We start from the raw sequence: 18,354 nt of genomic DNA, 5'->3' as shown, positions 1-18,354 counted from the left end.
TCCGTTCATGACTCGCCTCTACAGGCCGTAGCGCTCGCGCGCCTCCTTCACGGCCGTCGCCTTGACCTCGCCGCGCCGGGCGAGCTGGGCCAGGGCCGCGACCACGATGGACTCGGCGTCCACGCCGAAGTGGCGGCGGGCGGCGTCGCGGGTGTCCGACAGGCCGAAGCCGTCGGCGCCCAGCGAGGCCCAGTCCTGCTCGACCCACTGCGCGATCTGGTCCGGGACCTGGCGCATGTAGTCGGAGACCGCGAGGACCGGGCCCTCGGCGCCCTGCAGCGCCTGGCGGACGTACGGCACCCGCTCCTCGCCGCGCAGCAGCGCCGCGTCGGCGTCCATGGCGTCCCGGCGCAGCTGCGTCCAGGAGGTCGCGGACCACACGTCGGCGGCCACGCCCCACTCCTCGGCGAGCAGCTGCTGCGCCTTGAGCGTCCAGTGGATCGCCGTGCCGGAGCCGAGCAGCTGGATGCGCGGGGCGTTGGCGGCCGGGGTCAGGCCCGCCGTCTCGGCCGTGTTGAAGCGGTACAGGCCCTTGACGATGCCCTCGTCGACGCCGGGCACGGACGGCTTGGCCGGCTGCGGCATCGGCTCGTTGTAGACCGTCAGGTAGTAGAAGACGTTCGGGTCCTCGCCCGGGGCCGCCTCGCCGTACATGCGGCGCAGGCCGTCCTTGACGATCGTGGCGATCTCGTACGCGAACGCCGGGTCGTAGGAGAGGGCGGCCGGGTTGGTCGCCGCGATGGCGGGGGAGTGGCCGTCCGCGTGCTGCAGGCCCTCACCGGTGAGGGTGGTGCGGCCCGCGGTGGCGCCGACCAGGAAGCCGCGGCCGAGCTGGTCGCCGAGCTGCCACATCTGGTCGGCCGTGCGCTGCCAGCCGAACATCGAGTAGAAGATGTAGAACGGGATCATCGCCTCGCCGTGCGTCGCGTACGCGGTGGACGCGGCGATGAAGTCGGCCATCGAGCCGGCCTCGGTGATGCCCTCGTTGAGGATCTGGCCGTTCTTGGCTTCCTTGTAGTACATCAGCTGGTCGCGGTCGACCGGCTCGTACGTCTGGCCCTTGGGCGAGTAGATGCCCAGGGACGGGAACAGGCTCTCCATGCCGAAGGTGCGCGCCTCGTCGGGGACGATCGGCACCCAGCGCTTGCCGGTCTCCTTGTCCCGGACCAGGTCCTTGACCAGGCGGACGAAGGCCATCGTGGTGGCCACGCTCTGCGAGCCGGAGCCCTTGTCGAAGGCCGCGAACGCCTTGTCGGCGGGCGCGGGCAGCGGCGGCAGCGGGTGCACGCGGCGGGCCGGGGCCGGACCGCCGAGGGCGGCGCGGCGCTCCTGGAGGTAGCGCACCTCGGGGGAGTCGGCGCCCGGGTGGCCGTAGGGGACCACGCCGTCGACGAACGCGCTGTCCGCGATCGGCAGGCCGAGCAGGTCGCGCATGTCCTTGAACTCGTCCACCGAGAGCTTCTTCATCTGGTGGTTGGCGTTCTTCGACGCGAAGCCGGTGCCGAGGGTGTGGCCCTTGACCGTCTGGGCCAGGATCACGGTCGGCGCGCCCTTGTGGGCGAGCGCCGCCTTGTACGCGGCGTAGACCTTGCGGGCCTCGTGGCCGCCGCGGGAGAAGTGGAAGCAGTCGAGGATCTTGTCGTCGGACAGGAGCTTCGCCATCTCGGCGAGCTGCGGGTCCTTGTTGAAGAAGTCCTCGCGGATGTAGGCGGCGTCGCGCGTCTGGTACGTCTGGACCTGGGCGTCCGGTACCTCGCGCAGGCGGCGTACGAGGGCGCCGGTGGTGTCGAGCTGGAACAGCTCGTCCCAGGCGGTGCCCCAGAGCGACTTGATCACGTTCCAGCCGGAGCCGCGGAACAGGGCCTCCAGCTCCTGGACGATCTTGAAGTTGGCGCGGACCGGACCGTCGAGGCGCTGCAGGTTGCAGTTGATGACGAAGGTCAGGTTGTCCAGGCCCTCGCGGGCGGCGAGGGTGAGCGCGGTGGTGGACTCCGGCTCGTCCATCTCGCCGTCACCGAGGAACGCCCACACGTGGGAGTCGGTGAGGTCCTTGATGCCGCGGCTGGTCAGGTAGCGGTTGAACCGTGCCTGGTAGATCGCGGAGATCGGGCCGAGACCCATGGAGACGGTGGGGAACTCCCACAGCCAGGGCAGGCGGCGCGGGTGCGGGTAGGACGGCAGGCCGTTGCCGCCGGCCTCGCGGCGGAAGTTGTCCAGCTGCTCCTCGGACAGGCGGCCGTCGAGGAAGGCGCGGGCGTAGATGCCGGGGGAGGCGTGGCCCTGGACGTAGAGCTGGTCGCCGGAGCCGTCACCCTCCTTGCCCTTGAAGAAGTGGTTGAAGCCGGTCTCGTAGAGCCAGGCCGCGGAGGCGAAGGTGGCGATGTGGCCGCCGACGCCGTGCTTGCTGCCGCGGGTGACCATCGCCGCCGCGTTCCAGCGGTTCCAGGCGGTGATCCGCTGCTCCATCGCCTCGTCGCCGTCCACGGCGGGCTCGGCGGAGGTGGGGATGGTGTTGACGTAGTCCGTCTCGAGGAGCTTCGGCAGGGCGAGGCCGGCGCCCTCGGCGCGCTCCAGTGTGCGGCGCATCAGGTACGCGGCACGGTGCGGCCCGGCCGCCTGGGTGACGGCGTCCAGGGAGGCCTGCCATTCGGCGGTCTCCTCCGGGTCGCGGTCCGGGAGCTGGTCGAGCTCGCTCGGCTGGATGGCTTTGGGGTCGGTCATGTCGCCGCCTTCCTCAGTCGAAGGGGGTTCCCTCATCGGCAAGGGTTCGGGGTGCCCTAGGTCTTTGGCAGGACAGGGCTGGGCTCCGGTGGGAGTCCAAGCGTGACTGTAACTCCCTGATCGATGATCGATCAAAGGGTTGAGGGGCAAAAACTCTTGATCACGAGAAAGTCGGCACGGGGTGCCTCCGGCGGTGGCACGGGGTGACCTTGAAGTTGGGGGTTTGTGCAGGTGAGCGCGGTGCGGCTCGGGTGGTTCCGCTGTGTGGCGCCTGCGGGTGTGTCGTGGTTGATCGCGCAGTTCCCCGCGCCCCTGGAACGGCTGCGCCGTTCTTCAGGGGCGCGGGGAACTGCGCAAAAAGGGGTCTGGGGGCGGAGCCCCCAGGGTCGGGACGGGAAGGGGCGGCGGGGGCGAGGAAGAACTACGGGCGCGGCGCGCAGCCCAGGACGTGGGACTTGACGATCTCCGGGATGCGGGGATCGCGGCGGCGGAAGGCCGCGACCAGCTCCTCGTGCTCCTCCGCGTACGACTGCTGCACCGTCCCCAGCCACCGTATCGACAGCGCCGTGAACACCTCGATCCCCAGCCCCTCCCACGTGTGCAGCAGCACCGAATTGCCCGCCGCCCGCACCAGCTCGCGGTGGAATCCCACCGTGTGCCGCACCTGGCCCGTCCCGTCGGACGCCCGGTCGGCCTCGTACAGCGCGGCGACGTGCGGCTCCAGGGCCGAGCAGTCCTCGGCGAGCCGCTCCGCCGCCAGCTCCGCCGCGATCGCCTCCAGGCCGGCCCGGACGGGGTAGCTCTCCTCCAGGTCGGCGGCGGTCAGGTTGCGCACCCGCACGCCCTTGTTCGGCGCGGACTCGATCAGCCGCAGCGACTCCAGTTCGCGCAGCGCCTCCCGCACCGGCGTCTGGCTGACTTCCAGCTCGGTCGCGATCCGCCGCTCCACGATCCGCTCGCCCGGCTGCCAGCGTCCGCTGATGATCCCTTCCAGGATGTGCTCGCGGATCTGTTCGCGCAGCGAGTGGACGACGGGCGCGGTCATGAGAGCTCCTTCGGGAGGGTCACCTTCGGACCCTGGGGCGACTGACGTGGAGAAACAATACGGCCGTCACGGTGGGCGGGAAGGGCGCACGGGGGCGCTTGGACGCAGGTGAGACGAGACTTACACAGCGTGCCCCCGCCGGAACACGGTGATGCCCCAGGCCGGAACACGGTGATGCCCCCGCCCGGAAGGTTCCGGACGGGGGCATCACAGGGGCCCGCTGACGAGGGGGACTACAGGCCGAGCTCGACCTCGAACTCGCCCGCCTCCAGGATCGCCTTGACCGCGGTCAGGTAGCGGGCGGCGTCGGCGCCGTCCACCAGACGGTGGTCGTAGGACAGGGTCAGGTACGTCATGTCGCGGACGCCGATGACCGGGCCGTCCTCCGTCTCGATGACGGCCGGACGCTTGACCGTGGCACCGATGCCGAGGATGGCGACCTGGCCCGGCGGCACGATGATCGTGTCGAACAGCGCGCCGCGCGAACCGGTGTTGGAGATGGTGAAGGTGGCGCCGGCCAGCTCGTCCGGGCTGATCTTGCTGGCCCGGACCTTGCCCGCCAGGTCGGCGGTCGCCTTGGCGATGCCGGCCAGGTTGAGGTCACCGGCGTTCTTGATGACCGGGGTCATCAGGCCCTTCTCGGAGTCCACCGCGATACCGATGTTCTCGGTGTCGAAGTAGGTGATGGTCCCCTCGGACTCGTTGATCTTGGCGTTGATCGGCGCGTGCGCCTTCAGCGCCTGGGCCGCGGCCTTGACGAAGAACGGCATCGGCGAGAGCTTGACGCCCTCGCGCGCCGCGAACGCGTCCTTGGCACGGGCGCGCAGCTTCATCAGACGGGTGACGTCGACCTCGACGACCGACGACAGCTGGGCCTGCTCGTGCAGCGCCTTGACCATGTTGTCGCCGATGACCTTGCGGATGCGCGGCATCTTGACGGTCTGGCCACGCAGCGGGGAGGCCTCCAGGACGGGGGCCTTCTTCGCGGCGGGGGCGGCGGGCGCGGCAGCGGCCGGAGCCGGGGCGGCCTTCGCGGCCTCGGCGGCGGCGATGACGTCCTGCTTGCGGATGCGGCCGCCGACGCCGGTGCCCTTGACGGTGGACAGGTCGACGCCGTTCTCGGTGGCGAGCTTGCGCACCAGCGGGGTGACGTAGGCGCCGTCGTCCACCGGCTGGGCGGCGGCCGGAGCGGCCGGAGCGGCGGCCGGGGCCGGCGCGGGCGCCGGGGCGGCGGGCTGCGGGGCCGGAGCCGGCGGCGCCTGCGGGGCCGGGGCGGCCGGAGCCGGAGCGGCCTGCGCGGGAGCCGGGGCAGCCGGGGCCGCCGGAGCCGGGGTGGGCTCGGGCTGGGCCGGGGCGGCGGGGGCGGCAGGGGCAGCCGCCGGGGCGGCACCCGCCGCACCGATGACGGCGAGCTTGGCGCCGACCTCCGCGGTCTCGTCCTCGCCGACCACGATCTCCAGCAGGGTGCCGGAGGCGGGGGCCGGGATCTCGGTGTCGACCTTGTCGGTCGAGACCTCCAGCAGCGGCTCGTCCTCCTCGACGCTGTCACCGACCGACTTCAGCCAGCGGGTGACGGTGCCCTCGGTGACGGACTCGCCGAGCGCGGGCAGGACCACGTCCGTGCCCTCGGCGGAGCCGCCGCCGGCCGAGGCGTCGGCCGTGGGAGCGGGTGCCGGGGCGGCCTGCTCGGTGGAGGGGGCGGCCGGGGCGGGCTCGGGGGCCGGCTCGGCGACCGGCTCGGCCTGCGGGGCCGGAGCGGCGGCGGGGGCACCGGAGCCGTCGTCGATCAGCGCCAGCTCGGCGCCGACCTCGACGGTCTCGTCCTCGGCGACCTTGATGGAGGACAGCACGCCCGAGGCGGGGGCCGGGATCTCGGTGTCGACCTTGTCGGTCGAGACCTCGAGCAACGGCTCGTCGGCCTCGACGCGCTCACCCTCGGCCTTCAGCCAACGGGTGACGGTGCCCTCGGTGACGCTCTCGCCGAGCGCCGGAAGGGTTACGGAAACCGCCATGGTTTCGGTTGCTCCTTACGAAATTGCGGAAGTCTGTGTCGTCGCGCCCGAAGACCGAAGCGGTCAGTCGTGCATGTGGAGCGGCTTGCCGGCCAGCGCCAGGTGGGCCTCGCCGAGCGCCTCGTTCTGCGTCGGGTGGGCGTGGATGAGCTGGGCCACCTCGGCCGGCAGCGCCTCCCAGTTGTAGATCAGCTGCGCCTCGCCGACCTGCTCGCCCATCCGGTCGCCGACCATGTGGACGCCGACCACGGCCCCGTCCTTGACCTGGACGAGCTTGATCTCGCCCGCGGTCTTCAGGATGCGGCTCTTGCCGTTGCCGCCCAGCGGGAACTTGATCGAGACGACCTTGTCCGCGCCGTACACCTCCTTGGCCTTGGCCTCGGTGAGACCGACGGAGGCGACCTCCGGGTGGCAGTACGTCACCCGCGGCACGCCGTCGTAGTCGACCGGCACGGTCTTCAGGCCGGCGAGCCGCTCCGCCACCAGGATGCCCTCGGCGAAGCCGACGTGCGCGAGCTGGAGGGTGGGAACGAGGTCACCGACGGCAGAGATGGTCGGGACGTTGGTCCGCATGTACTCGTCGACGAGGACGAAGCCGCGGTCCATCGCGACGCCGTTCTCCTCGTAGCCCAGGCCCTGCGAGACCGGGCCGCGGCCGATGGCGACGAGCAGGATCTCGGCCTCGAACTCCTTGCCGTCGGCGAGGGTGACCTTGACGCCGTCCTGGGTGTACTCGGCCTTCTGGAAGAAGGTGCCCAGGTTGAACTTGATGCCCCGCTTGCGGAAGGCGCGCTCCAGGAGCTTGGAGCTGTTCTCGTCCTCGACCGGGACCAGGTGCTTGAGGCCCTCGATGACCGTGACCTCGGAGCCGAAGGACTTCCACGCGGAGGCGAACTCGACGCCGATGACGCCGCCGCCCAGCACGATCGCGGACTTCGGCACGCGGTCGAGGGTGAGGGCGTGGTCCGAGGAGATGATCCGGTTGCCGTCGATCTCCAGGCCCGGCAGGGTCTTCGGCACGGAGCCGGTCGCCAGCAGGATGTGGCGGCCCTGGACACGCTGGCCGTTCACGTCGACGGAGGTCGGGGAGGAGAGCCGGCCCTCACCCTCGATGTAGGTGATCTTGCGGGAGGCGACCAGACCCTGCAGCCCCTTGTACAGGCCGGCGATCACCTCGTCCTTGTACTTGTGCACGCCGGCCATGTCGACGCCCTCGAAGGACGTCTTGACGCCGAACTGCTCGCTCTCGCGGGACTGGTCGGCGACCTCGCCCGCGTGGAGCAGGGCCTTGGTGGGAATACAGCCGTTGTGCAGGCAGGTGCCGCCAAGCTTGTTCTTCTCGATCAGGGCGACGTCCAGGCCCAGCTGCGCCCCGCGCAGGGCCGCGGCGTAACCACCGCTGCCACCGCCGAGGATCACTAGGTCGAAAACGGTGCTGGCGTCGTTCGCCACGTCACGTCCTCCATGCATGTGCGCCACGCCGGTCTCCAGTGACCGGTCGGCGGCTGGTGTCCGGCCGCTCTTTGTTCTCGGCCCTTGGGTGGGCCCTGTCCTGCCGGGCTCCATCTTCGCACTTGTGAGAGGCGAACGAGACGTGGGGCCGGGGTGTGAGACACCCCACGTTCAGGTGAGCGGGTCTCTCCTCCGCGGGACCGACGGTCCTTCTCGGCCGACACCGGGACGGCCGCCCCGGGGGCAGCCGACCCGAGGGGCGCGGGGAACTGCGCGACGAGCCACGACGGACCCGCAGCCGCAGTACCACCCGCACCCCCCGAGTTCAGGCGTACGTCACCCGAGATCGCCGAGGGCAACCCGCTCGGCGACCCGCACCAGCGTCCGCACCGCCGTCCCCGTGCCGCCCTTCGGCGTGTACCCGAACGGCCCGCCCTCGTTGAAGGCCGGACCCGCGATGTCCAGGTGCGCCCAGGTGATGCCCTCGCCGACGAACTCCCGCAGGAACAGACCGGCCACCAGACCGCCGCCCATCCGCTCACCCATGTTCGCGATGTCCGCGGTCGGCGAGTCCATGCCCTTGCGCAGGTGCTCCGGCAGCGGCATCGGCCAGGCCGGCTCGCCGGACTCCTCCGCCGCCTCGTGCACCGCGGAGCGGAACGCGTCGTCGTTCGCCATGATCCCGTACGTCCGGCTGCCCAGCGCCAGCATCATCGCGCCGGTCAGGGTCGCCACGTCGATGATCGCGTCCGGCTTCTCCTGCGAGGCCGCCCACAGCGCGTCGGCGAGCACGAGCCGGCCCTCCGCGTCGGTGTTGAGCACCTCCACCGTCTTGCCGCTGTACATGCGCAGCACGTCACCCGGGCGCGTCGCGGAGCCCGACGGCATGTTCTCGGCCAGCGCCAGCCAGCCGGTCACGTTGACCTCCAGGCCGAGCCGCGCGGCGGCGACCACCGCGGCGAACACGGCGGCGGCACCGGCCATGTCGCACTTCATCGTCTCGTTGTGCCCGGCCGGCTTCAGCGAGATGCCGCCCGAGTCGTAGGTGATGCCCTTGCCGACGAAGGCGAGGGACTTCTTCGCCTTGGGCGAGGTGTACGACAGCTTCACCAGCCGCGGACCCGACGCCGAACCGGCGCCGACGCCCAGGATGCCGCCGTAGCCGCCCTTGACGAGCGCCTTCTCGTCGAGCACCTGCACCTTGATGCCGTGCTCCTTGGCGGCCGCCTGCGCCACCGCCGCGAACGCCTCCGGATTGAGGTCGTTCGGCGGGGTGTTCACCAGGTCGCGGGCCCGGTTCAGCTCCTCGGCGACCGCCGCGGCACGCTCGACCGCCGCCTTGTACGCCTTGTCGCGGGGCTTGCCGCCGAGCAGCGCGGCCTCCGCCAGCGGGGCCTTGCCGTTGCCCTTCCCCTTGGCGCCCTTGGCGTCCTTCGCGGACTCCTTGTACGCGTCGAAGGAGTACGCGCCGAGCAGCACGCCCTCGGCGACGACACCGGCGTCGGCGGCCTCGGTGAGCGGCAGGGCGAAGGCGGCCTTCTTGGCCCCGGCCAGGGCACGGGCGGCCGCACCGGCGGCCCGGCGCAGCGCCTCGGCGTCGAAACCGGCGTCCTTCTCGGGCTCGGCACCGAGGCCCACCGCCACCACGACGGGCGCCTTGAAACCGGCCGGAGCGGGCAGCTTCGTCACCTCGCCCTCGGCGCCCGAGGCACCGAGGGTCTCCAGGACGCCGGCGAGCCGGCCGTCGTACGCCTTGTCCACGGCCTCGGCGCCCGGGGCGACGGACGGGCCGCCTGCGCCCTTGGCGACACCGATCACGATCGCGTCGGCCCGGAGGCCGGGCGCCGCGGCGGTGGAGAGAGTGAGAGCAGTCACGGTGGTGAAATCTCGCTTCCGTATGAAGTCTGGTGTGGCCGAATGCGGGTGGGTCGACCGGGCCCGACATCCGACCCTAGATCCCTCCTGCGATGCGGTCCTCGCCTGGGCAGGCGAACACTCGCCACGAGCCTACGCTCGCGCCCGGCCGCGCTCCCTCCCGCGGGGCCGCGGTTTCCGCCCGGTCGTGCGGATGGGAGATCATTCCGGAGGTACGCCGTCCACCCCTGACGCACTCTGGAGCACTTCCCGTGAGACGCCCGGTCCTGTCGACAGCCCTCCTCCCGCTGCTGCTCGCGGGCTGCACGGCGGCCCCCGGTGACGACGGCGGGGGCGCCGCCGACCACTGGCGGCCGACCCCCGGTACCGCCTGGCAGTGGCAGCTCAGCGGCAAGCTCGACACCTCCGTCGACGTACCCGTCTACGACATCGACGGCTTCGACCACGACAAGGCCGCGGTCGCGGGTCTGCACGACGACGGACGCAAGGTCATCTGCTACGTCTCCACCGGCGCCTGGGAGGACTTCCGGCCCGACGCCGACGAGTTCCCCGAGGAGGTGCTGGGCAAGGGCAACGGCTGGGAGGGCGAGCGGTGGCTGGACATCCGGGCGACGGACGTCCTGGAGCCGCTGATGGCCGAACGCCTCGACATGTGCCGGGACAAGGGCTTCGACGCGGTCGAGCCGGACAACATGGACGGCTACAAGAACGACACCGGCTTCCCGCTCACCGGCGACGACCAGCTCCGCTACAACCGGCTGATCGCCGACCTCGCCCACGACCGCGGGATGGCCGTCGGCCTGAAGAACGACCTGGACCAGATCCCGGACCTGGTGGACGACTTCGACTTCGCCGTCAACGAACAGTGCGCCCAGTACGGCGAGTGCGCCGACAACCAGCCGTTCACCGACGCGGGCAAGGCGGTCTTCCACGTCGAGTACGAGCTGCCGACGGAACGGTTCTGCGCCGACTCCCGTGAGCTGCGGCTCAGTTCGATGCTGAAGAAGTACGAACTGGACGCGTGGCGGGAGGCCTGCTGAGTCCCTGGCTCCGGTCCTGGCTCCGGTCCTGGCCCGGGCCCTGGCTGGGGCCCTGGCTCCTGCGTCGTCCTCAGCCCAGGGCCAGGACCACCAGCGCGGTCGTGGCCGCCGTCTCGGCCACCCCGCCGAAGACGTCGCCCGTGACGCCGCCGAAGCGGCGGACGCAGTGCCGCAGCAGGAGTTCGGCGACGGCGACCGCGCACCCGACGGCCAGCGCCGTGCGCAGTGCGTCGTACGGGCCGAGGTACGCGCCCGCCGTCGCGGCGGCCAGTACGACGACCGTCGCCACCGCTGCCAGTGCCGCGCCGGCCGGGACCACTCCGGCGACCGCCGCGCCCAGGCCCTCCGGACGGGCGGCGGGCACCCCGGCCCGGGCCGCCGTCGTGAGCGCCAGCCGGGCGGCCGTCGCCGACACCGCGGCGGCGAGCGCTCCCCGGGCCCACGAGCCGTCGTAGGCCTGGGCGAGGGCGGCCACCTGGGCGAGCAGCGTGAACAGCAGGGTGAGCACGCCGAACGGTCCGATGTCCGACTGCTTCATGATCCGCAGGGCGTCCTCGGCGGGCTTGCCGCTGCCCAGTCCGTCGGCGGTGTCGGCCAGTCCGTCCAGATGCAGTCCGCGGGTGAGTACGGCGGGGACGGCGGCGGTGGCGACCGCGGCGAGCAGGCTTCCGGCGCCCAGGGCGAGCAGGAGGAGCCCGACGCCCGCGGCGAGGACGCCCACGGTCAGGCCGGCCAGCGGGGCCCACAGCATGCCGCCGCGCGCGGCGGTCCTGTCCCAGCGGGTGACTTCGACCGGGAGCACGGTGAGGGTGCCGAAGGCGAAACGGAGGCCGTCGGGGGAGGGGGTCCTGAGCACCGGCGCAGACTACCCGGCGGTCGGAGGGGCGTTGACGGGTCTCGGGGATAAAGTGCGCATATGGGAGATTGGTGGCAGCGCAACATCCTGGAACCGGGCAAGCTGCCGCTGCTCCTCGCGCTGACGGCGTTCGTGCTGACGTTCGTGGTCACCCGGGTCATCACCCGGCTGATCCGGGCGGGCAAGGGGCCCTTCGGGAACGTCAAGGCGGGCGGGGTGCACATCCACCACGTGGTTCCGGGGGTCGTGCTCACCGTCGTCGGCGGCTTCGGCGCGGTCGCGGGGGGCCGGCACGGGTTCGGGTCGGCGCTCGCGGCGGTGGTCTTCGGGATGGGGGCCGGGCTCGTGCTTGACGAGTTCGCGCTGATCCTGCACCTCGACGACGTGTACTGGACCGAGGCGGGGCGCAAGAGCGTGGAGGTCGTGGTGCTCACCGCGGCGCTGGTGGGGCTGGTGCTCGCGGGGTTCACGCCGTTCGGTGTCGACGGGATGTCCCAGGACGAGTTGCAGGACCGCGCGAACGTCATCGCGACGGTCGCGGGCAACTTCTTCTTCTCCCTGCTCGCCCTGGCCAAGGGCAAGGCGCGGCTGGCGATCTTCGGGGTCATCGTGCCCGTCGTGGCCCTCGTGGGGGCGGTGCGGCTGGCCCGTCCCGGGTCGCCGTGGGACCGCCGCTTCTACGCCCGACGGCCGCGGGCCCGTGCCAGGGCCCGGCTGCGCGCCCGCCGCCACGACCGCCGCTGGTCCGGGCCGCGCCGGGTCGTCCAGGACTGGATCGGGGGGCGTCCGGATCCGCGGTGACGGTGGCGTGCGCGGTGCGGTATGCCTGCGGCGCCTGTGCGGGTTTGGTGGGGGTGCGCGTGGCGCCTTGGGTTCGGTGGGTGGGTCGGGGCCGCGCCGGGGGGTGTTCGTCCTCGGAACGGCGCGGAATCGGTGGGCCTAGAGGTTCCCGGCGTTGACGCGCCAACCGCTGCGGGCGAACACCCCCCGACACGTCCCCTTCCCGCCGTACGCGACTTTCCCGCCGCGTCGCCCCCGCGTAGCTGCGGGCAGTCGTGCCGCTGGGGCGGCACGGGTGGGCGCAGCGGCACCCCGTAACGCCGGGCTGCGTCCCCGCCCCGCGCCCACCCGAACGCCGGGCGACCAGGAAGCCACGGTCACCGCACCGCGGTCACTCGCTCCCGTCGGAGACCTCCGGCAGCTCCGCTGCCAGCGACGCCGCCGCCTGGACCAGGGGCAGCGCCAGCAAGCCACCCGCGCCCTCGCCCACCCGCACGCCCTGGGACAGCAGCGGCTCCATCGCCATCCGGTCCAGCGCCTTGGTCTGGCCCGGCTCCCCGCTGTCGTGCGCGGCCAGCCACCAGTCCGGCGCCCGGAAGGCGACCCGCTGCCCGACCAGCGCGCACGCCGCCGTCACGACGCCGTCCAGGATCACCGGCATCTTCCGCACCGCGCTCTGCAGCAGGAAGCCCGTCATGGCCGTGAGGTCCGCGCCGCCGACCGTGGCGAGGAGCTGGAGCTGGTCGCCCAGGACGGGGCGGGCGCGGCGCAGCGCGTCCCGGATCGCCGCGCACTTGCGCATCCAGGCCAGGTCGTCGATCGGCAGCCCGCCCCGCCCGGTGACGACCGACGCGTCCGTCCCGCACAGCGCGGCGACCAGCACGCCCGCCGCCGTCGTACCGCCCACGCTCAGGTCGCCGAGCACCACCAGGTCCGTGCCCGAGTCGGCCTCCTCGTCGGCCACCGCCATCCCGGCCCGGAAGGCGGCCTCGGCCTCCTCAAGGGTCAGCGCGTCCTCGACGTCGATGCGGCCGCCGCCGCGCCGCACCCGGTGGCCCGCCACCTCGGCCGGCAGCGTCTCCGGGTCGCAGTCCAGGGACATGTCGACGACGCGCACGGGGACGTCCAGGCGCCTGGCCAGCACCGACACCGGCCGGCCGCCCGCCAGCACCTCGCGCACCAGCTCGCCCGCGCCGCCCGCGGGCCGTGCCGACACGCCGAGTTCGGCCACCTTGTGGTCACCGGCGAAGAGCACCACACGGGGACGTTCGACGGGCCGTACCGGTACGGCGGACTGGGCCGCCGACAGCCACTCGCCCAGGTCGTCGAGGCGGCCCAGCGATCCGGGCGGGACGACCTGACGCTCCCGGCGTGCCTCCGCGTCGCGGCGTACCCCGCCGTCGGGGCGCTCGATCAGGTCGGTGAAGTCGTCGAGATTCAGCGAGCTCATTCGCCGAACAGTACCGGCCCCGGTCGAAGGGGCGGTCGGCGCGGCCGGGCGGCGTCGTTGCGCTCCGGAGCGCCTTCACCTACGTAACGTTTTGACTGGAATGTCGTAACCGCCCCTGTACGTCGGGAGCCGCTCGTGTCCGGAACCTCCGCCTCCTCGGTGCCGCCCGTCCCCGCGTACGGGCCGTACCGCGAGGACTGCCCCTGGTGCGGCTCGCGGCGGCTGCGGGGCCGGTCGCGCGGTGCCGGGCCGCGGCAGGGGGCGCCGCACCGGTCTCCGGTCGAGCGGTGCTCGGACTGCCGGCACGCCTTCCGCAATCCGCCGCTCACCCCCGGACCCGAACACCCCGTGGTCCGGGCCGGCGTCCGGCTCAGACACGCGCTGGCCGCCCGTGCGATGGCCCGCCGCTGTCCCGAGCCCGAGAGCTGGCTGGACGTCGGCACCGGGGACGCCGACTTCCCGCGGACCGCCCGTGCTCACTTCCCCTACACCTCGTTCGACGGCGTGGATCCCACCGGCCGGGTGCTGCGGGCCCGCGCCGTGGAGCGGGTGGAGGAGGCGTTCGTCGGACGCCTGACGGACCCTCATGTCGCGGTGCGGGTGCGGGAGCGCTACGACGTCGTCAGCCTCGTCCAGCACCTGGAGCGCGTTCCGGACCCGCGGGCGGAGTTGCGGGCCGCGCTGGGGGCGCTGCGGCCCGGCGGGCATCTGCTGGTCGACGTGGCCGACCCGCGCCGCCTGGTGCCCGTGCACCCCGTCGGGCTGGGCGCCGAACTCGTGGCCCAGGGGTGCACGGTCCTCAGCGGCTCCCGGGGTCAGCGCGTCATCGCGCGCAAGGACGCCTCAGCCCCGTAGCACCAGCGTCTGGCCCGCCACGACCAGCAGCACCTGTTCGCACTCGGCCGCGAACGCCGCGTTCAGACGGCCGAGTTCGTCGCGGTAGCGGCGGCCGGACGCCGTGGCCGGGACGATGCCCGAGCCGACCTCGTTCGACACCGCCACCAGGGTGCGCCGGGTGGTCCGGACCGCCTGAGTCAGCTCCCGCATCCGGTCCCTGAGCGCCCGTTCGCCGCCGTCGGCCCACTCCGCGTCGTCCCACGCGCCGACCGCGTCCATCGCGTCCGTCAGCCACAGCGACAGGCAGTCGACGAGGAGGGGCGGTCCCTCGTCCTTCAGGAGGGGGACCAGGTCGCAGGTCTCGGTGGTGCGCCAGGACCCGGGGCGGCGCTCCCGGTGGGCGCAGACCCGGGCCGCCCATTCGGTGTCGCCGCCCCGGGAGCCGCCGGTGGCGACGTAGAGCACGTCGGGGAAGGACTCCAGCCGGCGTTCCGCCTCGACCGACTTGCCCGACCGGGCGCCGCCCAGCACGAGGGTGCGCCGCGGTACGTCGGGCACGTCCTCGTACGAGCCCACCGCCAGCGTCGTGCCGTCCGGCACCGCACGGGCGCCCGCCGCCGCGAGCCGCCGGGCCAGCTCACGGCCCGGCGGCACGTCGTGGTCCAGATGGACCGCGACGACGTCCGTGGTCGGGCCCGCCGCGCCCACCGCGCGCAGTTTCGCCAGCGCGTCCGGCCGCCCCACGACGTCCGCGAGGACCAGGTCGTACGGCTCCGCGGGCTCCTCCAGGCCGGCCGGGGCGCCGCCCGGCGGCAGATACAGGAGCCGTCGGCCGTCCGGGCCCGTCACCGCGTACCCGGTGCCGGGCGCGTCCAGCGCCACCGCCCGCACCCGGTGCCCGGTCAGCAGGGCCAGTTCCCGGCCGTCCGGCACCCGGCCCGGCTGCGGCAGCCCGGCCGGGACCTCCACGGCGGGCCCGTCGTGCGGGTGGGAGAGCAGCACCTGCCGTACGCCGGCCAGGGAGCGCCCGGCCCGCGCCGCGGCGAAGGCGACGCCGGGCGTCAGGTCGAGCAGCAGCGCCCCGTCCACCAGCAGCGCGGCCGCCGCCCGCGCCTGCTCGCCCTGCGCCGCGGCACAGGCCGCGCAGGGACAGTCGGGGCGGGGCAGTCCCGCGGGGGCACCGGTGCCGAGCAGAGTCACGTCCACGCACCGATTTTCACCGGTCGCCCGGCGACGTGCGCGCCCGAGTCCCCCCAGGGGGCGTGCGAGGGGCCTCTCCCGTCACCCGATCTTGTCTCACGGTCTTCTACGGAGTGCCCGGCTCAGCGCATAGGCTGCGGGCGGGGGCCGGACCAAGATCCGGCTTCCGCTCTGCATGTGCTCACATCTTGGAGGCGTACATGGCGGCATGGACGTGGCGGTTCGAGACGGCCGGCGGGACGGAGGTCCAGCCCGCGGTGCAGCCCGAGGAGTTCACCACGCAAGGGGACGCCGAGTCCTGGATCGGGGAGCACTGGAAGGACCTCCAGGAGGGCGGCACCGACCAGGTGCGGCTCTTCGAGGACTCCACCGAGATCTACGGCCCGATGAGCCTGCACGCCGAGGAGGCGGAGGCCGAGGCCGAGGCGGGGACCGAGGCCTGAGGCCCGGGGGCGGGGGCGGCCGCGCCCCCGTCACTGCTCGCCCAGCGTCACCTCGGCCGTGCGCTCGTCGCCGTCCCGGGTGTACGTCACCTTCGTCCGGTCGCCCGGCCGCATCGACGCCAGCGCCTCGGACAGCGAGGTGATGGTGGTGATGTCGGTGTCCCCGAGCCGGACGATGACGTCCCCGGGCCGCAGCCCGGCGTCGTCGGCGGCCCCGCCGTCGCTCACCTCGACGACGGCCACCCCGGCCGGCCGGTAGCTGTCGTCGACCACCGTCCGTGCGGTGATGCCCAGCGCGGCCCGGCCCGAGTCGGTGACCCTGCCGTCCTTGACGATCTGGCCGGCCACCGTCGTCACCATCGAGGCCGGGATCGCGAACCCGATGCCGGGCGCCGCGCTGTCGCCGAGGCCCGGGTCGGTCGCCGCCAGGGTCGGGATGCCGATCACCTGCCCGTCCAGGTTCACCAGCGCGCCCCCGCTGTTGCCCGGGTTGATGGCCGCCGACGTCTGCACCATGTTGGCGATGGTCGCGCCCGTGCCGCCCCCGCTGCTGCCCTCGGTGACGGTCCGCCCGGTCGCCGACACGATGCCCTGCGTCACGCTGGAGGAGAGGCCGAGCGGCGAGCCCATCGCCAGCACGATCTGGCCGACCTCCACCTTCGCGGAGTCCGCGAAACGGGCTGCCTTCATGCCCTCGGGCACCTTGTCGAGCTTGATGACCGCCAGGTCCTGCTCCGGGTAGGAGGAGACCAGCTTCGCGGTCAGGGCGCCCTCGGCGCGGGCCGTGGTCACCCGGAAGGACCTGCCGTCCCCGACGACGTGCGCGTTGGTGACGACGTGCCCCTTGTCGTCGTAGACGACCCCCGACCCCAGCGAGTCGCCCGCCTGGATCTGCACGACCGACGGCAGTACGTCCTTGATCACCCGTTCGTAGTCGGCCTGCAGGTCGTTGGCCGCGCGCGGCGCCGCGGCCTGCGCCGTGTCCCCCTCCCGCGTACTCCCCGCGCCCCGTTCGGTCCCCGTACCGGCGTCGGAACAGCCGGCCGCGAGCAGCAGGGAGCAGGCCAGGACGGCGAGCGGAGCGAGCAGCCGGGGCAGCCGGGAGCGGGAAGTGTCCATGGCCCGAGTCTCACCGGGCCCCCGTCACCCGGCCCCCGGTGAACACCCGAACGGGCGAAGCCGGGGCAGCCCCTAGCCCCGCACCCCGCACAGGTGCAGCAGTGCCGCGACCGCGCGGTACGGGTCGGTCCGGCCGGCCCGCTCCTCGGCGGCCAGCAGGGTCTCGAGGTCGTCGGGCGGCGCGGTCCCGTCGGGCGCCGTGTCCGTGAAGACCCGCACCCCGTACCAGGTGTGCAGCGGGGCGCCGATGCCCGCGAGCTTCGCCGTCAGCGTCGCCAGCCGGTCCGCGCGGACGTCGAGGCCCAGGCGGTTGCGGTAGTTCGTGGTGTCGAAGGCGGCCAGCGCGCCCGCCCAGTCGCCGTGCAGGCCGGGGCGCAGCGCGAGGGCGTCGCCGTTGCGCACCACGAGCGACAGCAGGCCGCCGGGCGCGAGCATCCGGGCCAGCCCCGCGAGCAGCGGATCGGGCTCCTCGACGTACATCAGCACGCCGTGGCACAGCACCACGTCGAAGCTGCCGGGCAGGAAGTGCACGCCGGTGTCCCGGCCGTCGCCCTCGATGATCCGCATCCGCTCCCGGATGCCCTCGGGCTGCCCGGCCAGCGCCTCGCGGGCCGTCGCGATCATCGTCGCGTCCCGCTCCACGCCGGTCACCTGGTGCCCGGCCCGGGCCAGCCGCAGCGCCTGGGTGCCCTGGCCCATCCCGACGTCGAGCACCCGCAGCCGCCTGCCCACGGCGAACCGCCCGGCTATCTGCTCGTCCAGCTGCCGGGCCACCAGCTCCTGCCGTACGACGTTGCGAAGCCCGGACAGCCCCGCTGTCCAGGCCTCGGCCGCGCCCCCGGTGAACGGCGTCGTGCTCAGGGCCGCTCCCCACGCTTGACCTGGGGCTTGGGCAGCCGCAGTCGCCGCATCTGGAGCGAGCGCATCAGCGCGTAGGCCACCGCGCCGCGCCGGCGCTCGTCCGGGAAGCGCTCGGCCAGCCGCTTGCGCAGCCGGAAGCCGGTGACGATCGAGTCCAGCACGATCAGCACGATCACGACCAGCCACAGCAGCAGCGCGATGTTCTGCAGCGAGGCCACCCGGATCATGCTCAGCACGAGGATGATCACGGCCATCGGCAGGAAGTACTCCGCGATGTTGAACCGCGAGTCGATCCAGTCGCGCGCGAACTTGCGGACCGGGCCCTTGTCGCGGGCCGGCAGGTACCGCTCGTCGCCCTTCGCCAGCGCCTCGCGCTGCCGGGCCATCGCGGTCCGCCGCTCCTCGCGCTGCCGCTTGGCGGCGTCCTTGCGCGTCATCGGCGTATTGGCGACGCTGCGGCGCTGGGACTGGGCCACACTGCGCTTGGGCGTGGGCCTGCCCTTGGGGGCCTGCGGGTCACGGGGCTGCTTGGAGTCGGTCACCGGCGCGCTGACGGCGCTCTGGGCCTTCTCATCCTTGGCACGGCTACGGAACACAAAACCCAAGGGTACGGGGTGCCGGGGTGTGGACCCCAGTCCGGTGGGGAACGATCCGGCAACGCCG

General features: G+C 73.1%; 15 protein-coding genes. 4 read left to right on the top strand and 11 right to left on the bottom strand.

Annotation, left to right across the window (positions count from 1 at the left end; all coding sequences use genetic code 11):
• Positions 1-18: 18 nt before the first annotated feature.
• The 5 genes from aceE to K7854_RS01215 all read right to left on the bottom strand — a co-directional run bounded on the left by aceE (position 19) and on the right by K7854_RS01215 (position 9,105).
• Complete coding sequence (gene aceE / locus K7854_RS01235) at positions 19-2,721, bottom strand: pyruvate dehydrogenase (acetyl-transferring), homodimeric type (RefSeq protein ID WP_226024444.1); 2,703 nt, start codon at positions 2,719-2,721, stop codon at positions 19-21.
• A 421-nt stretch (positions 2,722-3,142) separates the two neighbouring features.
• Positions 3,143-3,766: a GntR family transcriptional regulator gene (locus K7854_RS01230; RefSeq protein ID WP_226024443.1), complete on the bottom strand. Its 624-nt coding sequence runs from the start codon at positions 3,764-3,766 to the stop codon at positions 3,143-3,145.
• A gap of 233 nt (positions 3,767-3,999) precedes the next feature.
• Positions 4,000-5,778: a 2-oxoglutarate dehydrogenase, E2 component, dihydrolipoamide succinyltransferase gene (sucB, locus tag K7854_RS01225; protein WP_226024442.1), complete on the bottom strand. Its 1,779-nt coding sequence runs from the start codon at positions 5,776-5,778 to the stop codon at positions 4,000-4,002.
• A 63-nt stretch (positions 5,779-5,841) separates the two neighbouring features.
• Positions 5,842-7,230 carry a dihydrolipoyl dehydrogenase gene (lpdA, locus tag K7854_RS01220; protein WP_226024441.1) on the bottom strand — a complete coding sequence of 463 codons (1,389 nt, stop codon included), beginning with the start codon at positions 7,228-7,230 and terminating at the stop codon, positions 5,842-5,844.
• A 336-nt stretch (positions 7,231-7,566) separates the two neighbouring features.
• The gene (locus K7854_RS01215; protein WP_226024440.1) at positions 7,567-9,105 is read right to left on the bottom strand and encodes a leucyl aminopeptidase; all 1,539 of its coding nucleotides are present in this window, start codon (positions 9,103-9,105) and stop codon (positions 7,567-7,569) included.
• 251 nt (positions 9,106-9,356) lie between these two features.
• Between K7854_RS01215 and K7854_RS01210 the strand changes: the two genes are divergently transcribed.
• Positions 9,357-10,145 (top strand): endo alpha-1,4 polygalactosaminidase, encoded by a 789-nt coding sequence (locus K7854_RS01210; protein ID WP_226024439.1) that lies wholly within the window; start codon positions 9,357-9,359, stop codon positions 10,143-10,145.
• Positions 10,146-10,215: 70 nt separating this feature from the next.
• On the opposite strand, the gene K7854_RS01205 is transcribed toward K7854_RS01210, so the two are convergent.
• A complete protein-coding gene (locus K7854_RS01205; protein ID WP_226024438.1) occupies positions 10,216-11,001 on the bottom strand; it encodes an adenosylcobinamide-GDP ribazoletransferase in 786 nt (261 codons plus the stop codon).
• A 60-nt stretch (positions 11,002-11,061) separates the two neighbouring features.
• Between K7854_RS01205 and K7854_RS01200 the strand changes: the two genes are divergently transcribed.
• On the top strand, positions 11,062-11,802 hold the full coding sequence (locus K7854_RS01200; RefSeq protein WP_226024437.1) for a hypothetical protein: 741 nt from the start codon (positions 11,062-11,064) through the stop codon (positions 11,800-11,802).
• 370 nt (positions 11,803-12,172) lie between these two features.
• On the opposite strand, the gene cobT is transcribed toward K7854_RS01200, so the two are convergent.
• Positions 12,173-13,231: a nicotinate-nucleotide--dimethylbenzimidazole phosphoribosyltransferase gene (cobT, locus tag K7854_RS01195; RefSeq protein ID WP_226024436.1), complete on the bottom strand. Its 1,059-nt coding sequence runs from the start codon at positions 13,229-13,231 to the stop codon at positions 12,173-12,175.
• Positions 13,232-13,366: 135 nt separating this feature from the next.
• Between cobT and K7854_RS37645 the strand changes: the two genes are divergently transcribed.
• Complete coding sequence (locus K7854_RS37645; RefSeq protein WP_226024435.1) at positions 13,367-14,086, top strand: class I SAM-dependent methyltransferase; 720 nt, start codon at positions 13,367-13,369, stop codon at positions 14,084-14,086.
• Here the strand turns inward: K7854_RS37645 and K7854_RS01185 are convergent.
• Positions 14,075-15,274, bottom strand: a complete 1,200-nt coding sequence (locus tag K7854_RS01185) for a bifunctional adenosylcobinamide kinase/adenosylcobinamide-phosphate guanylyltransferase (protein ID WP_226024434.1) — start codon at positions 15,272-15,274, stop codon at positions 14,075-14,077. The genes K7854_RS37645 and K7854_RS01185 overlap by 12 nt on opposite strands.
• A 194-nt stretch (positions 15,275-15,468) precedes the next feature.
• Here K7854_RS01185 and K7854_RS01180 point away from each other — a divergent pair, with 194 nt between their 5' ends.
• Positions 15,469-15,711, top strand: coding sequence for a hypothetical protein (locus tag K7854_RS01180; RefSeq protein ID WP_226024433.1), 243 nt, complete (start codon positions 15,469-15,471; stop codon positions 15,709-15,711).
• Between the two features lie 30 nt (positions 15,712-15,741).
• Here K7854_RS01180 and K7854_RS01175 read toward each other — a convergent pair whose 3' ends face one another.
• The 3 genes from K7854_RS01175 to K7854_RS01165 form a co-directional block, all read right to left on the bottom strand.
• Positions 15,742-16,830 (bottom strand): S1C family serine protease, encoded by a 1,089-nt coding sequence (locus K7854_RS01175; RefSeq protein WP_226024432.1) that lies wholly within the window; start codon positions 16,828-16,830, stop codon positions 15,742-15,744.
• Between the two features lie 72 nt (positions 16,831-16,902).
• Positions 16,903-17,604 (bottom strand): class I SAM-dependent methyltransferase, encoded by a 702-nt coding sequence (locus K7854_RS01170; protein WP_226024431.1) that lies wholly within the window; start codon positions 17,602-17,604, stop codon positions 16,903-16,905.
• Positions 17,605-17,687: 83 nt separating this feature from the next.
• Entirely contained in the window at positions 17,688-18,326 is a 639-nt protein-coding gene (locus K7854_RS01165; RefSeq protein WP_226024635.1) for a DUF3043 domain-containing protein, read from the bottom strand.
• Between the last annotated feature and the right edge of the window lie 28 nt (positions 18,327-18,354).

This window comes from Streptomyces hyderabadensis (assembly GCF_020404845.1).
Taxonomy (GTDB): Bacteria; Actinomycetota; Actinomycetes; order Streptomycetales; family Streptomycetaceae; genus Streptomyces; species Streptomyces hyderabadensis.
The sequence above is the reverse complement of the archived record's forward strand: the minus strand, read 5'-3'. Positions and strand labels throughout refer to the sequence as shown.